The organism is Burkholderia perseverans (genome assembly GCF_022870505.1).
Lineage (GTDB): Bacteria > Pseudomonadota > Gammaproteobacteria > Burkholderiales > Burkholderiaceae > Burkholderia > Burkholderia plantarii.
Window position 1 is genome coordinate 2,854,392 of record NZ_CP045093.1, and the last position, 18,751, is coordinate 2,873,142.

Sequence of the window (18,751 nt, forward strand, 5' to 3'; positions counted from 1 at the left end):
CGCCGAGGCTACGGGATGCCCGTGAACGCGTCCAATATGATTTCGCGCACCTGTCCATATCGGCCCGATATGCGAACCGCCGGACCCGGCGCAACCGCGCCGCGGCGGGCTCGAAGCTTTCGCCCCGCTTCGCGGGGCCGGGCTGCGCGCGCGGCGGGCAGGGATAACCCCGGCGCGATCGGTCACGGCGGCTGGTCGTTACCCGGCCGTTGACAGTTAATAGATGACCGGTTATCTTGCTACGCATTCTCCACCGCCGCCGAGCCCGCGATGCCCCGTCCGCCCAACCCCGAAGTCCGCACCCGCCTCGTCAGCACCGGGCGGCGCGTCGTCCACGAGCAGGGCTTCAACGGCTGCGCGGTGCAGGACATCGCCGAAGCGGCGAAGGTGCCGAAGGGCTCGTTCTATCACTACTTCGACAGCAAGGAAGCGTTCGCGGGCGAGATCCTCGACGACTACTGGCGCTCGATCGAGGAACGCCACGCGGCGGTGCTGCGCGAAGGCCGCGGCAAGCCGCTCGCGCGCATCCGCAAGTTCTTCCGGCTGATCACCGACGACCACCGCGAACACGGCTTCGCGCTCGGCTGCCTGATCGGCAACCTCTCGCTCGAACTGTCGGCCGCCAACGACAGCGCGCGGCACACGGCGCGGCGCCTGCTGGACCGCTGGCAGACGCTGCTGGCCGATTGCCTGCGCGAGGCGCAGGCCGCCGGCGAACTCGATGCCGCGCACGACGCCGACGAACTCGCGGCGATCCTGGTCGAGGCCTATGAAGGCGCCGTGATGCGCAGCAAGGTCGAGCGCAACGGCAGCGCCTGCGCGCGATTCGAAAAAGTCGTGCTCGCCCGTTGGCTCGGGTGAGTTTTTTTTTGACTCAATAACAAGATGACTGGTCATTTATTTAAACCATCGCATGACCGGCCATCGTCCGATTTCTTCCGCTTCGTTTCGTCGTCCCCTTCCCCTGAATCATCGCCAGGAGTTTCGCATGAGCCATCCCGCCTCCCATCCCTACGCCGATCCGGCCGAACCGGCGCTGCCGGCCACCGGCTTTCGCCTCGACCGCAGCAAGGCCGCGCTGGTCGTGATCGATCCGCAGAACGACTTCCTGAGCCCGTCGGGCGCGACCTGGCCGCTGGTGGGCCAGAGCATCACCGAGAACGGCACGGTCGGCCATCTCGCCACGCTGTTCCGCACGGCGAAGGAAACCGGCATCACGGTGGCGGTCTCGCCGCATTACTACTACCCGTGCGATCACGGCTGGCACTTCGGCGGCCCGCTCGAAAAGGTCATGCACGACATCGACATGTTCGCGCGCAAGGGGCCGAACACGCTGGAAGGCTTCGAGGGATCGGGCGCCGACTTCCTCGACGAGTACAAGCCCTACATCCTCGACGGCAAGACCATCATCGCGTCGCCGCACAAGGTGTACGGCCCGGAGACCAACGATCTCGCGCTGCAGCTGCGCAAGCACGGCGTCTCGCAGGTTATCCTGGCCGGCATGGCCGCGAACCTCTGCATCGAGTCGCATCTGCGCGAGCTGATCGAACAGGGCTTCGAGGTGGTGGTGGTGCGCGACGCCACGGCCGGCCCGCGCGTGCCGGAAGGCGACGGCTATCTGGCCGCGCTGATCAACTTCCGCTTCCTCGCGCACGCGCTGTGGACCACGAAGCAGACCGTCGCCGCGCTCACCGCTCGGGCGGCCGGCGCGACGGCGTAAGCGCCGCCGGCGGCCACGCGCGAATCGGCATGAATCAGCGCACCGGCAGCGCGAGCCGCGCGAGTTCGGCGAAGTAGCGCGCACCGACCGGCAGGATCGCGTCGTTGAAGTCATACGAGGCGTTGTGCAGCGGCGTGCCGCCGGCCTCGGGCGTGTCGCCGTTGCCGATGAACACGAAGTTGCCCGGCACCACCTGCAGGAACGCGCCGAAATCTTCGGAGATCATCATCGGCTGCACGTTCGCGTCGACGGCGCCTGCGCCGGCGACGCGCGTGGCCGCCTCCACGGCGATGCCGACGCAGGCCTCGGTGTTCACGGTGGGCGCGAACTCGTGCGTGTACTCGAAGCGGCATTCCGCGCCGGCGGCACGGCAGATGCCCTCGCTGATCTCGCGCATGCGCGTGGCGAGCAGCGCCTGCACCTCGCGCGAATAGCTGCGCGTGTCGCCCTTGATCGTCACGTTCGACGGGATCACGTTGCGCAGCCCGTCGGTAATGAACTCGGTACACGACACCACCGCCTGCTGGCCGGGGTCGAGGTTGCGCGAGACGATGGTCTGCAGCGCGAGCACGATCTGCGAGCCGATCACGATCGGATCGATGCCCATCTGCGGCCGCGCCGCGTGCGTGCCGCGGCCGCGCACGTGGATCACGAAGTTGTCCTCGCTCGCCATGATGCCGCCCGCGCGCGTGGCGAACGTGCCGGCGCGCATGCCCGGCATGTTGTGCGCGCCGAAGATCGCGTCCACCGGAAAGCGCTCGAACAGGCCGTCGGCCATCATCGCCCTGGCGCCGCGCCCATGCTCCTCGGCAGGCTGGAAGATGAAGCGCACGGTACCGTCGAAGTCGCGCCGCTCGGCCAGCAGCTGCGCCGCGCCGAGCACCATCGACATGTGGCCGTCGTGGCCGCACGCGTGCATCCTGCCCGGCACGCACGACGCGTGGGCACGGCCCGGCGCCTGCTCGACGATGGCCAGCGCGTCCATCTCGGCGCGAATCCCGATCACGCGCGGGCTGGCGCCCACGCGCAGGTTCGCGACCAGCCCGGTGCCGCCGATGCCGCGCTGCACCTCGAGGCCGAAGGTGTCCAGGATGCGGGCCACGGTGTCGGACGTCTCGATTTCCTCGAAGCCGGTCTCGGGGTATTGGTGGAAGCGGCGGCGCCAGCCGGCCAGCTGTTCCTGAAGCGTGCTTTCCATGCGGATTTCCCTCTGCTCGGATGCGTCGATCGTAGCGTGCGGTCGCGGTGGGGTCATGCCGCGCGCGCGAGCCAGGCGCGCTGCCGCGCCGCCACCGCCTCGGCCGGCTCGCCGACGAAGCGCGCGTAGTCGGCCGGCGCCGTGGCGCCCTCGGTGTTGACGACCAGCACGCGCGCATCGGGCCCGAGTCCGGCGCGCGCGGCCAGCGCCGCGTCGCGCATCAGCACCGCGAGCCCGGCGAAACCGGCCGCGCCCGATTCGCCGGCCACGATCGGCACGTCGCCGTGATCCGCGCCGCCGCCGGCCCGGCCCGCGAGCGCGCGCATCGCGGCCAGCGCGTCCTCGTCCTCGATCGTCATGAAGGTATCGACGGCGGGCTGCAGGATGCGCCATGCGAGCGGCGAGGTTTCCCCGCAGGCGAGGCCCGCCATCACCGAGTCGACGCGGCCGGACGCCTTCGCCGCGTGCCCGGCCAGCGCGCTCTGGTAGAGGCAATCGGCCTGGCTCGGTTCGACCACGATGAAGCGCGGCCGGGCCGCGCCGTAGCGCTCCCACAGATAGCTGACGATGCCGGCCGCGAGCCCGCCCACGCCGCCTTGCAGCAGCACGTGCGTGAATGCGGGGCGCCCGGCCTGGCCGCCCGGCTGCGCGACGACCTCGCCCGCGATCACGCCGTAGCCCTGCATCACGTCGCGTGGAATGCTTTCGTAGCCGTCATACGAGGTGTCGGACACCACGTGCCAGCCGTGCTCGCGCGCGAGTTGCGCCGCGTGGCGGACCGATTCGTCGTAGTTGCCGGCGATCCGCACGATGCGCGCGCCCTGCGCGGCGATCGCCCGCTCGCGCTCGGCGCCGACGTTGGCGTGCAGCACGATCACGCAGGCGCAGCCCACCGCGCGCGCGGCGGCCGCGAGCGCCTTGCCGTGGTTGCCGTCGGTGGCGCTGATCACGGTCAGCGCGGCCAGCTGCGCGGCGTGGCGGCCGGTGATCAGCGCGGCCGGATCGAAGCCGGCCGCCGGCATTAGGCGCTGGATCAGCCGCAGCAGCGCGACCGGCGCGCCGAGTGCCTTGAAGCTGCCGAGCGGCGAGCGCGCCGCCTCGTCCTTCACGGCGAGCCGCGCGAGGCCGAGCCGCGCGGCCGCGCCCGGCAGCTCGAACAGCGGCGTGGCGCTGCGGCGCATCAGCGGCCAGTGCGCGAGCCACGCGCCGCTTTCGTCGGCCGCGGCGATGTTGAGGATGCCGCGCAGCGCGTCGGGATACGGCGCGAGCGTGGCGTGCGGGTTCGCATACAGCATGGAATGGACTCCGGAGAAGATCGTGCGCGCGTGCCGAAGGGGTTTCGCCGGCGCGGCGCAACATGGTGTGATCGCGTGCTTGAAAAATAATATTTCCCGTCGCGCTCAATTCGGTCTCATAGTTGCGCCGTATCGCGCAATTTTTTTCCGTTTTCTCCGGCTTTCCCGTACCGCTTCCCTCCGCCCCCATCATGACGAGCTCCCTCGACACCTACGACCGCAAGCTGCTGACCGAGATCCAGCGCGACGCGCAGATCCCGCAGAACGAACTCGGCGCGCGCGTGAACCTGTCCACCGCCGCCGTCAACCGACGCCTGCGCCGCCTCGCCGACGACGGCGTGATCGAACGCTACACGGCCGTGGTGGCGCCCGAGAAGGCCGATCATCCGCTCACGATCGTCGTCAACGTCGAGGTGGAGAGCGAGCAGATCGACCTGCTCGACGCGATGAAGCGCACCTTCTTGCAGCATCCATGGGTGCAGCAGTGCTACTACGTGGCGGGCGAATGGGATTTCGTGCTGATCGTCACGGTCCGGCACATGGAGCAGTACAACGAGCTGACGCGCCGGCTGTTCTTCTCGAACAACAACGTGAAGCGCTTCAAGACGCTGGTCTGCATGAACCGCGTGAAGGTGGGACTGGAGGTGCCGATGGATGCCGAGGCGTGACGTGCGCGTGACGGATGGATGACGGGCGCGGGCGTTGCTAGGGCGGAACGCCGAAGCGGCAGGCATGGCTTGCCGCGCCGCATCGCGGCAGGCGCGCACCGGCGGCCGGCCGCATGCCGCGATGGACGAAACCGGCGCCGCCCGCTTACCATGGGCAGCGCTTGCCAACTCGAACCGGAGCCACCCATGTCAGTTGATGCGAAGTACAAGACCACCGCCACCGCCACTGGCGGCGGCCGCGACGGCAAGACCGAACTGGCCGACGGCACGCTGTCGTTCCAGCTCACCGTACCGAAGGAACTCGGCGGCCCCGGCGGCGACGGCGCGAACCCCGAGAAGCTGTTCGCGCTCGGCTACTCGGCCTGCTTCCTCGGCGCGATGCGCGTGGCCTCGCAGCAGACCAAAATCAAGGTGCCGGAAGGCACCACCGTCACGGCGACGATCGGCATGGGGCCGCGCTCGGAAGGCGGCTACGGCATCACCGCCGCGCTCGACGTCTACCTGCCCGGTGTACCCGAGGCGGACGCGTCCAAACTGGTCGAGACCACCCACGGCATCTGCCCGTACTCGAACGCGATCAAGGCCAGCGTCGACATCGAGACCACCACGCGCGGCTGACGCGTCAAACCTGACGCGTCAAACGACAAGCGGGCCGCGCCGATACGAGCAACACGCGCGCGCGGCCCGCCACCGGGGCGGCAACGGCAACGTTGCCGCCCCGTTCGTTTGCGCATGCCGGCGGACCACGCCGGCGCCTTCCTCCCCGCCTACAGCGACCGCTCGATCGCCTGCCCGAGCAACGCGATGCCGAGATCGACTTCCTCGTCGCCGACGGTCAGCGGCGGCGCGATCCGGAACACGCCGCCCATCCCCGGCAGCTGCACGATGTTCATGCTGAGCCCGAGGTTCATGCACTCGCGCGTGATCTTCGCGCCGAGCCCGTCGGCGGGCTCCTTGGTGCGGCGGTCCTTGACGATCTCCATGCCGAGCAGCAGCCCGCGCCCGCGCACGTCGCCGATGCAGTCGAAGCGCTCCATCAGCCCCAGCAGCCCGTTGCGCAGCCGCTCGCCCATCCGGTTCGCGCGCGCCACCAGGCCGTCGCGCGCCACCACGTCCAGCACGCGCAGGCCGACCGCGGCCGGCAGCGGATCGGACACATGGGTCGTGTAGAACAGGTAGCCGCGCTCGTGCGCGCGCTCCTCGATCGCGGCCGAGGTGACCACCGCCGCGAGCGGCAGCCCCGCGCCGAGCGTCTTCGACAGCGTGAGGATGTCGGGCGTGACGCCGTCGCGCTCGAACGCGAACATCGTGCCGGTGCGGCCCACGCCGGTCTGCGCCTCGTCGAGGATCAGCAGCATGCCGCGCTCCTCGCACTTGCGCTTGAGCGCGGCCAGATAGCCGGGCGGCAGGTCGATGATGCCGCCCGAACTGAGGATCGGCTCGGCGATGAAGGCGGCCAGGTTGCCGCTCGACTGGCGGTCGATCAGGTCGAACGCGTAGTCGAGTTCGGCCAGGTAGTCGTAGCCGCCGTTGCGCTCGAAGCGCGGCCGGTACGTGAACGGCGCCGGGATCGCGAACGAGCCCACCGCCGCCGGGCCGACGCCCTTGCGGCCGGCGCTGTAGGTGGCCGAGGCGGCGTGGCCGGTCATGCCGTGCCACGACTGCGCGAAGCCCACCACCTCGTACTTGCCGGTCACGAGCTTGGCCATGCGGATCGCCGCCTCGTTCGATTCGGCGCCGGTGCTGAGCAGCAGCGCGCGGTCGAGCCCGGGCGGCGTGATCTCGGCGAGCCGCGCGGCCAGCTCGACCACCGGGCGCGACAGCATTCCGCTGAACAGATGGTCGAGCCTGCCCGCGTATTCGTTGATCACCGAGACGATGTCCGGGTGGCTGTGGCCGAGCACGGCGCTCATCTGCCCCGAGGTGAAATCGAGGATCGCGCGGCCGTCGGCGTCGTAGACGAAACTGCCCTGCGCGCGCTCGATGATCATCGGCTCGAAGCTGCCGCCGTAGCGGATCAGGTGCTGGCACGCCTGCCGCCAGAATTGCTCGTCTTGGTTACGGGACACCACGGTTCTCCTGACTGGAAGGAAGGTTCACGTTCGAACCCATGCCGGCAGTCTAGAAGCGCATCTTTTTTTATAGAATCTAATAGTTTTAATTCGAGATAGAAACGTGGCTAATACCAGGGGAGCAGCGCCATGAGCCTGACGCTCGACATCGACCTGTTGCGCACCTTCGTCGTGATCGCCGAGGTCCGCACGCTGAGCCGCGCGGCCGAGCGCGTGGGGCGCACCCAGTCGGCGCTGAGCCAGCAGCTGAAGCGGCTGGAGGAGATCGTCGACGCCCCGCTGTTCCAGCGCACCGGGCGCGGCGTGGTGCTGACCAACCCCGGCGAGCGGCTGCTCGTGCATGCGCAGCGCCTGCTGCGGCTGCACGACGAGGCGATGGCCGACCTGTCCGGCAAGGGGCTGACGGGCACGATCCGCTTCGGCTGCCCCGACGACTACGCCACGGTGTTCCTGCCCGCGCTGTTGCGGCAGTTCTCGATCCGCCATCCGCACGCGCAGGTGGAGGTGGTGTGCGCGCCCACTCCGCGCCTGCACGAGCGGCTGGGCAAGCACGCGCTCGATCTCGCGCTGGTGTCGGTGCCGGACGCGCCGGGCGCCGACGCATCGATCATCCGCCGCGAGGCGCTGGTCTGGGTCGGATATCCCGGGCTCGATCCGGCCGATTTCGAGCCGCTGCCGCTCGCGCTGTCCGACGCCGACGCGCTCGACCATCTCGCCGCCTGCGAGGCGCTGCGGCGGGCCGGGCGCGCATTCCGGATCACCTGCGCGAGCAGCAGCCTGGCCGGGCTCACCGCACTGGTGCGCTCGGGGCAGGCGTTCGCGGTGATCACGCAGACGGCCGTGCCGCCCGACCTGCAGATCCTCGGCGCCGATACGACGCTGCCGCCGCTGCCGGCCGTGGGCATCACGCTGAAGCTCGAACGCGAACAGCCGTCGCCGCTGATCGCGGCGTTCGCCGAGCATATCCGGGGGTCGCTGCCGTTGTTGTAGGAGCGAGGGCTGACGGGTTGGATCGGTGCCGTCGAAGCCGGCGATCGACGTAGTCGCACGGCCTCGCTCAGTCGCGCCCGGCCGGCGCCACCGACGCGCCGGCGATGCCGTGCCGCGCGAGCGCCCCGGCGACGAAGCCCGACGCCTTGTGCGCCTCGACGAACGCGTTCAGGAATTCGGCCGCCGCCTCGCCACGGCTTTTCGGCAAGCCCATCGCCTGACGGATCACCATGAAGCGTCCGTCGAGCAGCCGCAGCCCCGGCGTGCGCGCCGCGTCCGCTTCGAGCTGCTGCCGCACGCCGGCCGCCACGTCGTGACCGTCGGCCAGAAACGTCGCGACGACGGCCGGCGACGACGGCGCGCGCACGATCTGCGCGACCTTCAGCTCGCGCGTCAGGAACAGGTCGTAGGCGCTGCCCTTGCCGACCGTCACGCGCGTGCCGGGCCGATCGACCTCGCCGTTGGCGCGGATCGGCGACGCGTCGCGCACCAGGTAGCTGCCTTCGATCAACACATAGGGCGCGGTGAACGCGATCGAGGCGCCGCGCAGCGGATCGATCGCGAAGAAGCCGACGTCGGCGCGTTCGTCGCCGACCGCGGCCACCGATTCGCCGGCGGTCGGGAACACCACGAGTTCGACCGGCACGCCGAGCGCCGCGCCCAGCGCGCGCGCCAGATCGATCGACACGCCGGCCGGCTGGCCGGTGGCCGGATCGTGGCCGGCGAGGATCGAATTGCCGACGTTGATCGAGGCGCGCAGCACGCCATGCGGGGCGAAGGCCGCGACGATCGCGGGATCGAGGGAGGAAGCGGAGGATGCGGTCATCGCGTGCCTTCGTCGTTGGGCCGCGGCTTGCGCGGCGTGTCGTGGGAGTGCAGCGCATCGCGCGGCGCGGATTCGAGGAAATCGCTGATGCGCGCGAGCGCGTCGAGCGTATGCAGCAGGTGCTCGCGCAGCGCGGCCGAGGCCTCGTCGTTGCGCTCGCGTTCGAGCAGGTCGAGCACGTGCAGATGCTGCCGGCAGTGCTCGACGTAGCGCTCGCGGCGGCGCGTCGAGCGGTACGACAGCAGGCGCCGCACGCGGTTCACGCGGCGGATCGTGTCGATGAAGAAGCGGTTGCCCGACGCCTCGACGAGCGACTCGTGATATCGCACGCCGCGCTCGTGCAGCTGATCGGCGCTGGCGGTCTCGATGCCGCCCGCGAGCAGCTGTCGCTCGACCTCGCGGCAGCGTTCGAGCGTGCGCGGATCGAGCCGGTAACCGGGTTCGAGCAGCGCGGCCGGCTCCAGCGCGAGCCGCAGCCGGTACGACTGCATCAGGCTGTCGGGCGTGGTCAGCATCGGCGAGAAGCACCAGCCGTAGCCGGGCTTGCGCTCGGCCCAGCCCTCGCCGGCGATGCGCGCCAGCACGCCGTTCAGCTGCGCGGCCGTGAGGCCGTAGCGCTGGCGGATCAGCTGCTCGGAAAACGCGTCGGGCAGCTCGCCGCGCAGGCGGTCGTCGGCGATCCGGAAATAGACGCTCGAAACCACGTCGGCCGCGTCGAGCCCGAGCGCACCGACCACCGCGTCGAGCGGCTCGACCACCGGCTTCGCGACGAAGAAGCCGCGATGCCGTTCGCGCGTGACGACGCCCTTCTCGTGCAGCAGCGCGAGCGCCTCGTTGACGGGCGAACGCGACACGCGCAGCTGGTCCGCGAGCCGCTGCGCGGCCAGATGCGCGCCCGCCTCGAGCTGCTCGGTCTGGATCAGCTCGACGATGCGGGCCGCTATCGATCGATCGGTCATCGTGGTTCGTCTGCTTCGGTCATGGGTCGCTTGCTTGCCTCGGGGCGTGATGAGGCGGGTGATGCGGTTCGTGTTGCTTCGGACTACTTCGGGCTCGGCTTCGTGCCGCGGACGCGATACCGGATGCGCGCCACGGGCGGCGGCCTCGCTGCGTGCCGTCGTTTCGCATGACAGGCGGCCGCCGATCGCGCGTTCGTCCCGCCATGCCGTTCACCCCGGCGCCCATCGGCTCAGCGCCTCAGCGCCGAACGCGCGGCCCTGCTGGCCGGCCCGCTCGCATCCTTCGGCAGCATCCACGCTCCGCGCCCGCCAGCTCAGCACGCGTCCCTCGCCGGCACGCTCCCCGCTGCCAGATGCCGGCCGAGAATGAACGGCATCACGCCGCCCGCGCGCAGCAGCTCGCATTCGAGCCGCGTCTCGACGGCGGCCGTCGCCGCGATCGGCTCCACGCGGCCGTCGGCACGCTCGATCGTCACGCGCACCGCGCAGCGCGGCGTCAGCGCGTGCGCCGGCGCGTCGATCGCGATCCGGTCACCCGGCCGCAAAGCGAGCCGCGCCGGATGCACGCCGGCCGCGAAACGCAGCGGCAGGATGCCCATGCCGATCAGGTTCGAGCGATGGATGCGCTCGAAGCTCGCCGCGAGCACCGCGCGAATCCCGAGCAGCCGCTGGCCCTTCGCGGCCCAGTCGCGCGACGAGCCGGTGCCGTAGCGTTCGCCGGCCACCAGCACCACCGGCTCGCCGTCGTCGTGATAGCGCCCGGCCGCCTCGAACATCGGCAGCGCCTGGCCGGACGGCGCGTGGACCGTGTGCGCGACCGGCAAGCCATCGCCAAGCAGGTTCACGAGCGTGCGATTGTAGAACGCCGCGCGCAGCATCACCTCCCAGTTGCCGCGCCGCGACGCGAACACGTTCAGGTCGTCGCGGCGCTCGCCGCGCGCAACGAGGAAATCGGCCACCGGACTGTCGGCGGGAATCGCGCTGGCCGGCGAGATATGGTCGGTCGTCACGTCGTCGCCGAACACCGCGAGCGGATGCGCGAGATAGCGGCCGAGCCGGCTGCCCGCCTCGATCGAGGCGAACGGCGGGCGGCGCAGCGCGTTCGATGCCGGCGCCCACGGGAAGCGCGCCGAGGCCGGCGCGTCGAGCCCGTGCCAGGCCGGATTCGCGCTCGCGATCGCGAAGGCGCGCCGGTAGTCGCCGGCCTCGGACGCGTGCGCGGTGAGCGCGGCGATCTCGTCGCGCGTCGGCCACAGTTCGTGCAGGAACACCGGCGTGCCGTCCGGCGCGTGGCCGAGCGGCTCGCGGCCGAGGTCGCGAGCGGCGTCGCCGGCCAGCGCGAACGCGATCACGAGCGGCGGCGACATGATGAAGCCGAGATCGAGATCGGGATGGATGCGGCCCGGGAAGTTGCGGTTGCCGGACAGGATCGCGACCGGATGCACGACGCCGGCGGCGAGCGCGGCGTGGATCGGCGCGGTCAGCGCGCCCGAATTGCCGATGCAGGTGGTGCAGCCGTAGCCGACGATCGCGAAGCCGAGCGCGCTCAGATCGTCGATCAGTCCCGCGCGTTCGAGGTAGGCGGCCGCGGCCGGCGAGCCGGGCGCGAGCGAGGTCTTGACCCAGGCCGGCACGCTCAGGCCGCGCTCGCGCGCGCGGCGCGCGACGAGGCCGGCCGCGATCAGCAGGCCCGGATCGGAAGTGTTCGTGCAGCTCGTGATCGCGGCCAGCGCAACGGCGTGACGCGGCAGCGTGGGGGATGGCGTCGGCTCGGGCGACGCGACCGGATCGCGACATGTGTTCGACGTGACCGGCGTGTTCGACGTACCCGCCGCCCCCGCCAACTCCGCCAGCGCTCCCGCCGTATCCGTATAAGGCAGCCGGTCCTGCGGCCGCTGCGGCCCGGCCACCTGCATCGTCACCGCGTCGAGCGCGATCTCGACCACGCGCGTGTAGCGCGGCACGGCACCCGGCTCGTAGCCGATCCCGGCCCGCCGCGCATAGGCCTCGACCAGCGCGATCGCCGCCTCGTCGCGCCCGGTCGCGCGCAGATAGTCGAGCGTGCGCGCGTCGATCGGGAAATAGCCGGTGGTCGCGCCGTACTCGGGCGCCATGTTCGCGATCACGGCGCGCTCGCCGGCCGCGAGCGCCGCCACGCCCGGCCCGAAGAATTCCACGAACTCGCCCGACACGCCGATCGCGCGCAGCCGTTGCGTGACGGTCAGCGCGATGTCGGTGGCCAGCACGCCGGGCCGCGGCGCGCCCGTCAAATGCACGCCGATCACGTCGGGAATCCGCTGCATCACCGGCATGCCGAACATCACCGTCTGCGCCTCCAGCCCGCCCACGCCCCAGCCCAGCACACCGATGCCGTTGATCATCGGCGTGTGGCTGTCGGTGCCGATCAGCGTGTCGGGCACGGCCCAGCGCTCGCCGTCGCGCTCGACGCCGGCCACCACGGTGGCCAGTTGCTCCAGGTTGATCGTATGCATGATGCCGGTGCCGGGCGGGTGGATCCGCACGCCCGCGAGCGCGTTCGAGGCCCAGCGCAGGAAGCGGTAGCGCTCGGCGTTGCGGGCCAGCTCGGCGCGCAGGTTGCGCGGCGCGGCGTCCGGCTCGCCGTACACCTCGACGGCCAGCGAATGATCGACCGAGACGTCCACCGGCAGCACCGGATTGAGCGCCGCCGGGTCCGCGCCGGCCTCGGCGAGCGCGTCGCGCATGGCGGCGATGTCCACCAGCGCGGGCGTGCTGGTGGTGTCGTGCATCAGCACGCGGTTCGGCTGGAACGCGATCTCCACCTCGCTGGTGGCCGGCCCCGTCCAGGCGAGGATGCCGTCCACGGCCGCGCGCCGTTCGTCGCCGTCGGTATTGCGGATCACGTTCTCGAGCAGCAGCCGCAGCACCACCGGCAGCTCGCGCAGCTTCGCGCCGAAACGGGCCGGCAGGTCGATGAAACGGTAGGTCGCGCCGGCAACGGTCAGGCGCGAATCGGCGGGAGTGTGAGGCGTCGTCATGTCGCGCATTTTGCATATTTAAGATAAAAAATGCAATTTGAAGCGAATGCGGTTACGCTACGCTCTCGTTGCGGCGGCGCCCCCGGCGCGCGCTCCCCGAACCCTGCGGCCCATCCGGGGCCGCCAGACGACCAGTCGAAGGACCACCCCATGTTTGCCTATGTCGGCTCGCGCACCACGCGCGAACGCCACGCGCGCGGCGAAGGGATTCGCGTGTTCCGCGTCGATCCCGCCAGCGGCGCGCTCGATCCGGTGCAGACCGTCGGCGATCTCGTGAACCCGTCGTACCTCGCGCTCGACGCGCGCGGCGAGCGGCTCTACAGCGTGCATGGCGATCTCAGCGACCTCAGCGCGTTCGCGATCGACCGCGCGAGCGGCCGCCTGAGCGCGCTGAACCGCGCGGGCACCGAGGGCCGCAATCCGGTCCACGTCGCGCTCGCGCCGGACGGCCGCCATGCGGTCGTCTCGAACCACCTGGGCGCGAGCCTCGCAGTGCTGCCGGTCGCGGCCGACGGCGCGCTCGGCCCGCTCGCGCAGCGCGTCGTGCTGGACGGCCCGCCCGGCCCGCATCGCGTCGAGCAGCAGCAGGCGAAGCCGCACTTCAACCCGTTCTCGCCCGACGGCCGCTTCGTGCTGGTGCCGGACAAGGGCCTCGACCGGATCTTCGTGTTCCGCTTCGAAGGCGGGCGCCTGACGCCCGCCGGCGTGCCGTTCGTCGCCACGCGCGAGGCGGCCGGGCCGCGCCATCTGGCGTTCCACCCCACGGCGCCTTACGCGTGGTGCGTGAACGAACTCGATTCGACGGTGACCACCTACGCGTGGCAGGCGGCCAGCGGCGAGCTGGTGCCGCGGCAGATCGTGTCGACGCTGCCCGACACCTTCACCGGCAACAGCCGCGCGGCCGGCATCGAGGTGGACCGGCACGGCCGCTGCGTCTACGCCTCGAACCGCGGCGCCGACAGCATCGCGCTGTTCCACGTCGACCCCGACAGCGGCCGCCTCGCGTTCGTCGAGGCGGTGCCGAGCGGCGGCCGCACGCCGCGCTTCTTCACGCTCTCGCCGGACGGGCGCTTCCTCTACGCGCTGAACGAGGACAGCGACAGCATCGTGGTGTTCTCGGTCGACGCCGCGAGCGGCCGGCTCGCGCCCACCGGCCTGACGATCGCGGCGGGCAGCCCGGTCTGCCTGGTGTTTTCGCGCGACGCGGGCTGAATCGGCGCGTGGCCGGCGCCGCTCGCGATATGTGGCATTGCGCCGCATATCTGCCGGCATCGTGCGCGCTGCCCGCCCGCGCGCACCGGCAGCCGCGCGGCACAACCGCGGCACAAGCCGCGCCCCGCCGCGTTCGCGCCCCACCGCACGGCGCCCCGCGTCGGCCGCCCGCGGCCCGGCTTTTCGATAGACTGTGCGATTGTCGCGGCGCCGCGGCGGCTTTCCAGCCCGGCGCCGCGTTTTCGAGCCACAGGATTTCCCGATGAAGCAAGCCGTCTTGCCCCTCGCCGTCGCGTGCTGCACCGCGCTGCCGGCCCTTCCGTCCCATGCGCAGGCGTTCGACGATCGCTGTTTCGCGGTCGGCGACGTCGCCGCGCAGGTTTCCGGCTGGCGCAAGCGCGGCAAGACCAGGGCGCAGGCGCTCGCGCAGTCGCACAAGTATTACGGCGACGGCCCGGACAGCCAGGCGGTGGACAAGGCGATCGCGACCATCTACGCGGCGCCGACGCTACCGAACCCCGACCAGGCCACCATGCTGGTCACGCAGGAATGCCTGCGGGACCAGCGCGCGCGGCAGGCCCAACGCGGCCGCCGGGCCGCCTCGCCGGCGGCGCCGGTGTCGGCCGCGGTGCCGGCTTCGGCCGCGCGGCCGTGACGCGGCGCGTGCCGGCCCGAACCCACGCTTGAACGCACTCGCCTGAGCTCTCGCCGGCACACGCACCGCACCACGCCTCACCACGCACGCCGCAACGAACGCGGCGCCCCTCACCGCCACCGGATCCCCGCATGGAAGCGCGCCTGATCGAGCAGCACGGCATCCGCATCGTCCACGTCAGCGCCGTGGACACGCCGGTGCGCAGCCGCCAGGATGCGCTCGACCTGATGCTCGGCCACGGCCATCGCGATCTCGACGGCCTGGCGGTGGACGCCGCCTGCCTGCACCCCGATTTCCTCGTGCTGCGCACCGGGGTGGCCGGCGAATTGCTGCAGATGTTCGTCAACTACCACCTGCGGCTCGCGATCATCGGCGATTTCCAGGCGGTGGCGAGCGGCCCGCTGCACGATTTCATCGTCGAGAGCAACCGCGGCAGCCAGGTCGGCTTCGTCGCCGATCTCGACGACGCGCTCGCGCGGCTGCTGCCGTCCGACTAGGCGCGCGCACGCGCCGCACGACGCGAAGCGGGACACGCATGCGATGCAAGCATGTCAGCCCGCCGTCGGATCGCTCGCGTATCATTCGATGCTGCCGTCGGCGCGATTCTCGCGCCGGCCGGCGAACGCACCACGCAGGTGCGCAAGTTCGCCGGCTTGGCATCCGACCCAGTCATCCAACACGCGACCCATGACGCTCTTGCCGCCGGAACCCATGGTGCCGGGCCCGCTCCTCATCGTCGACGACGAGCCGATGATGCAGCGCCGGCTCACCACCATCCTGACCTCGCTCGGCTATGCCGACGACGCGCTGCTGTTCGCCGGCAGCCTCTCGGAGGCGCGCGCGATCCGCGCCACGCAGCCGTGCGCGATCGCGCTGGTCGATATCGGCCTGCCCGACGGCTCGGGCATCGAGCTGATCCGCGAATGGCACGAGGCCGACCCGGCGCTGCCGATCGTGGTGATCTCCACCTGGAGCACCGGGCCGACCATCGTCGGCGCGCTGCAGGCCGGCGCGACCGGCTACCTGCTCAAGGAACGCGACGACATCGAAATCGCGCTGTCGATCCGCAGCGTACTGCGCGGCGGCGCGCCGATCGATCCGTTCGTGGCGCGCTACATCCTCGACACCACCGTCAACGCGCCGCCGCCCGCCGCGTCCGTGACACCGACCGGCGCCGTGATGCTGCCGTCGCGCGACGGCGCCCCGCCGGTACGGCTCAGCCGCCGCGAGGTCGAGATTCTCGGCATCGTCAGCAAAGGCCTGACCAACCGCGAAATTTCCGAACTGCTGTCGCTGTCGCGGCTGACCGTCGAGTGCCACATCAAGAACATCTACAAGAAGCTCGCGGTACGCTCGCGCACGCAGGCCGTCTTCGAGGCCCGCGCCCACGGGCTGCTGCCCTGACATCCGGCATGCAGGCAGCGCCAGACTGCGATCACAGTTCGACCTCCTCGGCCGGCGTCGATGTCGGCTCTGGTGCCGACTTCGACGCCCGCGCCGACGCGGCCGACCGCGTGCGCGGGCAGGCGGCGCGGCGCGCGATCGCGCAGGCGTCGGCGGCGGCCTGGTGCGTGGCCACCGTCTCGCGGGCCATGCTGCTGATGCCGGTGGTGACCGTCCTGCTGATCGGGCTCACCGCGTTCCTCGTCGCGCTGCTCGCGATGCCGGCCGACGCGTCCGCCCACGCGGCGGCGGACGGCACCAACTCCACCGCCGCGGCCCGGAGCGATGCCGCCGGAGTCGCGCCGCCGGCCGGCGCGTTGCCGCCCGTCTTGCCGTCTCCCCCCTCGCAGGCCGCCTCGTTACCGGCCGCCCCACCCGCCCCGTCGGCCGCCCTGTCGGCCGCCTCGTTTCCCGCCGCGTCCGTCGCCGCCCCGCCACGCGCCACGCTGGCCGCTTCGCTCACGGCGACACCCGCGCCGGGCGCGCTCGCCTCCACCGCGCGGCCGGGCAGCGACGCGCAATCCGGCACCACGGCGGGCGGCATGCCGGACGCGCCCGGCTGCCCGCTCGCCGTCGAGGCGGCGCGCGGCGCCTGGGACGCCGCCATGCCGCCCGCCGCGGGCTGGCTGCGCGTCACGCTGCCCGACGTCTGGACCTCGCGCTGGCCCGGCTTCGACGGCGTGGTCTGGTATCGCCTGAACTGGTCCGGCGCCTGCGGTGCCGGCGCGCCGCTCGCGGTCTTCATCGACTACCTGAACATGGCCGGCGCGGTCTATTTGAACGGCACGATGCTGGGACGCGACGCGCAACTCACCGAGCCGCTCAGCCGCGCCTGGAACATGCCGCGCTACTGGCTGCTGCCGGCGCCGCTGCTGCACGCGGGCGCGCACGCCGGCAACACGCTGCTGATCCGCGTGTCGGGCCTCGCGGCCTACGCGCCGGGGCTCGGCCCGGTGCTGGTCGGGCCGCCCGAGATGGTGGCGCGGCACTACGGCCATTCACACGAGATCCGCCGCGATTTGCAGCTCTACAGCCTGGCCGTCACCTCCACGCTCGGCTGTTTCTTCGTGGTGCTGTGGCTGATGCGGCGGCGCGAGAGCGTGTACGGCTGGTTCGGCCTGCAGTCGCTCGCCTGGTGGTGTTTCCAGATGAACCAGGCGGCCACCACGCCGTGGCCGTTTACGAGCACCGACGGCTGGGAGGCCGCGATGTCGGTGGCCGTGGTGCTGTTCGCCAGCAGCTTCGCGATGTTCACGCTGCGCTTCGCGAGCCGCCGCTATCCGCGCCTCGAAGCCGTGCTGTGGGCGCTCGCGGCGGCGCAGGCGATGGCCATGCTGGTCACGCCGCATGCCGCGATCGAAACCGTGCGCGCCGTGATCGCAATGATCCCGGCGGCCACCTTCATCGGCTGCTGCGCCGCGTTCATCGTGTTCTCGCTGCGCCGCCCGCGCGCGGACCGGCTCGCGATGTCGGCCTGCATGCTGATCTTCATCGCGGCCTGCCTGCACGACATCCTGACCTTCCTCGGCGTGCTGGCCGACAACGTCTACTACACGTCGATCGCCGCGCAGTTCGAGATGATCGGCATGGCGCTCGTGCTGGCCTGGCGGTTCGTCACGAACCTGCGGCGCATCGAGCAGTTCAACGACGAACTGACGGGTGCCGTGGCCGACGCGAAGCGCGACCTGCGCGACACGCTCGATCGCGAACACGCGCTGCAGGTCGCCAACGCGCGCCTGAACGAGCGCCTGAGCCTCGCGCAGGACCTGCACGACGGGCTCGGCGGCACGCTGGTGTCGAGCATCACCACGCTCGAGCACGCGCCGCACGACATGCCGCCCGCGCGCTTCCTCGGCATCCTCAAGGAACTGCGCGACGACCTGCGCATCATCATCGATTCGGCCGCGCTCGACCATGCCGGCACGCGCTCGCTCGACGGCTTCATCGCGCCGCTGCGCCACCGGCTCGCGCGCGCGTTCGAGGCGCAGGACATCGACTGCCGCTGGCGGCTCGACGGCATCGATACGCTGCACCTGCCGAACGCCGTCTGCCTCGACCTGATGCGCATCCTGCAGGAGGCGGCCACCAACGCGCTGCGCCACAGCGGCGCGACGCGCATCGAGATCGGCCTCGCGCACGACGACGCGAGCGGGCTGCGCCTCACGGTGGCCGACAACGGGCACGGCTTCGACCCCGAGGCGCCCACGCCGCACGGCGGGATCGGCATGCGCAGCCTGCGCGCGCGGGTCGGCCGGCTGGGCGGGCAATTGCGGATCGATTCGGGCGCGGGCGGCACGACGATCGCGATCGAGATCGCCGGCCTCGCCTCGGACTGAGCGCGGCGCGCGAGCCCCGCCATGGCGGCGGCGCCGGCACGGTTCGGCGCCATACCCATTTCGGGGTATGGGCACCTATTTTGCGGATTGCTAATCTGGCCACTCATTCGGTTGCGGATGCAATGCATCGCGGATCGGGCGAACCCGCCGCACGGGCCGACACCGGCGACGGGCTGGCGCTGCCTGGCAACGCACCGAATGGGATGGGCGAACGCGTCCTGAAGACACGCGCCGTCCGTCATTCTCTGGCTCGGGGCGGTGGCCGGCCGGCGCAGCGGCGCCGGCCGGGATCGCTTGCCAGCTCCCGCCCGGCCCCGCTCCGCCTTCGTCCGCTCCCTCGCCCCGCCTTGCTTCGCGTCG

The 18,751-nt window shown here is 71.3% G+C and carries 16 protein-coding genes; 10 read left to right on the top strand and 6 right to left on the bottom strand.

What is annotated here, in order from left to right; translation table 11 throughout:
* The first annotated feature begins 270 nt into the window (after window positions 1–270).
* Together BpN12_RS11800 and BpN12_RS11805 are read left to right on the top strand one after the other, a co-directional pair.
* Complete coding sequence (locus BpN12_RS11800) at window positions 271–861, top strand: TetR/AcrR family transcriptional regulator (RefSeq protein ID WP_246792771.1); 591 nt, start codon at window positions 271–273, stop codon at window positions 859–861.
* 127 nt (window positions 862–988) lie between these two features.
* On the top strand, window positions 989–1,720 hold the full coding sequence (locus tag BpN12_RS11805; RefSeq protein WP_246792772.1) for a cysteine hydrolase family protein: 732 nt from the start codon (window positions 989–991) through the stop codon (window positions 1,718–1,720).
* A gap of 34 nt (window positions 1,721–1,754) precedes the next feature.
* Here BpN12_RS11805 and BpN12_RS11810 read toward each other — a convergent pair whose 3' ends face one another.
* Both BpN12_RS11810 and BpN12_RS11815 read right to left on the bottom strand, forming a co-directional pair.
* Entirely contained in the window at window positions 1,755–2,918 is a 1,164-nt protein-coding gene (locus BpN12_RS11810; RefSeq protein WP_246792773.1) for a M20 aminoacylase family protein, read from the bottom strand.
* A 53-nt stretch (window positions 2,919–2,971) separates the two neighbouring features.
* Window positions 2,972–4,213 (bottom strand): diaminopropionate ammonia-lyase, encoded by a 1,242-nt coding sequence (locus tag BpN12_RS11815; protein ID WP_246792774.1) that lies wholly within the window; start codon window positions 4,211–4,213, stop codon window positions 2,972–2,974.
* A gap of 191 nt (window positions 4,214–4,404) precedes the next feature.
* Here BpN12_RS11815 and BpN12_RS11820 point away from each other — a divergent pair, with 191 nt between their 5' ends.
* On the top strand, window positions 4,405–4,881 hold the full coding sequence (locus BpN12_RS11820; RefSeq protein ID WP_246792775.1) for an Lrp/AsnC family transcriptional regulator: 477 nt from the start codon (window positions 4,405–4,407) through the stop codon (window positions 4,879–4,881).
* 186 nt (window positions 4,882–5,067) lie between these two features.
* On the top strand, window positions 5,068–5,499 hold the full coding sequence (locus BpN12_RS11825; RefSeq protein ID WP_246792776.1) for an organic hydroperoxide resistance protein: 432 nt from the start codon (window positions 5,068–5,070) through the stop codon (window positions 5,497–5,499).
* A gap of 149 nt (window positions 5,500–5,648) precedes the next feature.
* Here BpN12_RS11825 and BpN12_RS11830 read toward each other — a convergent pair whose 3' ends face one another.
* Window positions 5,649–6,950: an aspartate aminotransferase family protein gene (locus BpN12_RS11830; protein WP_246792777.1), complete on the bottom strand. Its 1,302-nt coding sequence runs from the start codon at window positions 6,948–6,950 to the stop codon at window positions 5,649–5,651.
* A gap of 132 nt (window positions 6,951–7,082) precedes the next feature.
* Here BpN12_RS11830 and BpN12_RS11835 point away from each other — a divergent pair, with 132 nt between their 5' ends.
* Window positions 7,083–7,943 (top strand): LysR family transcriptional regulator, encoded by an 861-nt coding sequence (locus tag BpN12_RS11835; RefSeq protein WP_246792778.1) that lies wholly within the window; start codon window positions 7,083–7,085, stop codon window positions 7,941–7,943.
* A 67-nt stretch (window positions 7,944–8,010) separates the two neighbouring features.
* On the opposite strand, the gene BpN12_RS11840 is transcribed toward BpN12_RS11835, so the two are convergent.
* From BpN12_RS11840 to acnA, 3 genes are all read right to left on the bottom strand, one after another.
* Window positions 8,011–8,769: an ABC transporter substrate-binding protein gene (locus BpN12_RS11840; protein WP_246792779.1), complete on the bottom strand. Its 759-nt coding sequence runs from the start codon at window positions 8,767–8,769 to the stop codon at window positions 8,011–8,013.
* Window positions 8,766–9,728, bottom strand: a complete 963-nt coding sequence (locus BpN12_RS11845) for a GntR family transcriptional regulator (RefSeq protein WP_246792780.1) — start codon at window positions 9,726–9,728, stop codon at window positions 8,766–8,768. Before BpN12_RS11845 ends, BpN12_RS11840 begins: the two co-directional genes overlap by 4 nt.
* 314 nt (window positions 9,729–10,042) lie before the next feature.
* Window positions 10,043–12,745: an aconitate hydratase AcnA gene (gene acnA / locus BpN12_RS11850; RefSeq protein ID WP_246792781.1), complete on the bottom strand. Its 2,703-nt coding sequence runs from the start codon at window positions 12,743–12,745 to the stop codon at window positions 10,043–10,045.
* Window positions 12,746–12,895: 150 nt separating this feature from the next.
* Between acnA and BpN12_RS11855 the strand changes: the two genes are divergently transcribed.
* The 5 genes from BpN12_RS11855 (at window position 12,896) to BpN12_RS11875 (ending at window position 18,391) form a co-directional block, all read left to right on the top strand.
* Window positions 12,896–13,957: a lactonase family protein gene (locus tag BpN12_RS11855; RefSeq protein WP_246792782.1), complete on the top strand. Its 1,062-nt coding sequence runs from the start codon at window positions 12,896–12,898 to the stop codon at window positions 13,955–13,957.
* 262 nt (window positions 13,958–14,219) lie between these two features.
* The gene (locus BpN12_RS11860; protein ID WP_246792783.1) at window positions 14,220–14,612 is read left to right on the top strand and encodes a hypothetical protein; all 393 of its coding nucleotides are present in this window, start codon (window positions 14,220–14,222) and stop codon (window positions 14,610–14,612) included.
* 131 nt (window positions 14,613–14,743) lie between these two features.
* A complete protein-coding gene (locus BpN12_RS11865; RefSeq protein ID WP_246792784.1) occupies window positions 14,744–15,109 on the top strand; it encodes a DUF4180 domain-containing protein in 366 nt (121 codons plus the stop codon).
* A 190-nt stretch (window positions 15,110–15,299) separates the two neighbouring features.
* Window positions 15,300–16,016: a response regulator transcription factor gene (locus tag BpN12_RS11870; protein ID WP_198256787.1), complete on the top strand. Its 717-nt coding sequence runs from the start codon at window positions 15,300–15,302 to the stop codon at window positions 16,014–16,016.
* An 8-nt stretch (window positions 16,017–16,024) separates the two neighbouring features.
* Complete coding sequence (locus BpN12_RS11875; RefSeq protein ID WP_246792785.1) at window positions 16,025–18,391, top strand: sensor histidine kinase; 2,367 nt, start codon at window positions 16,025–16,027, stop codon at window positions 18,389–18,391.
* Window positions 18,392–18,751 lie beyond the last annotated feature (360 nt).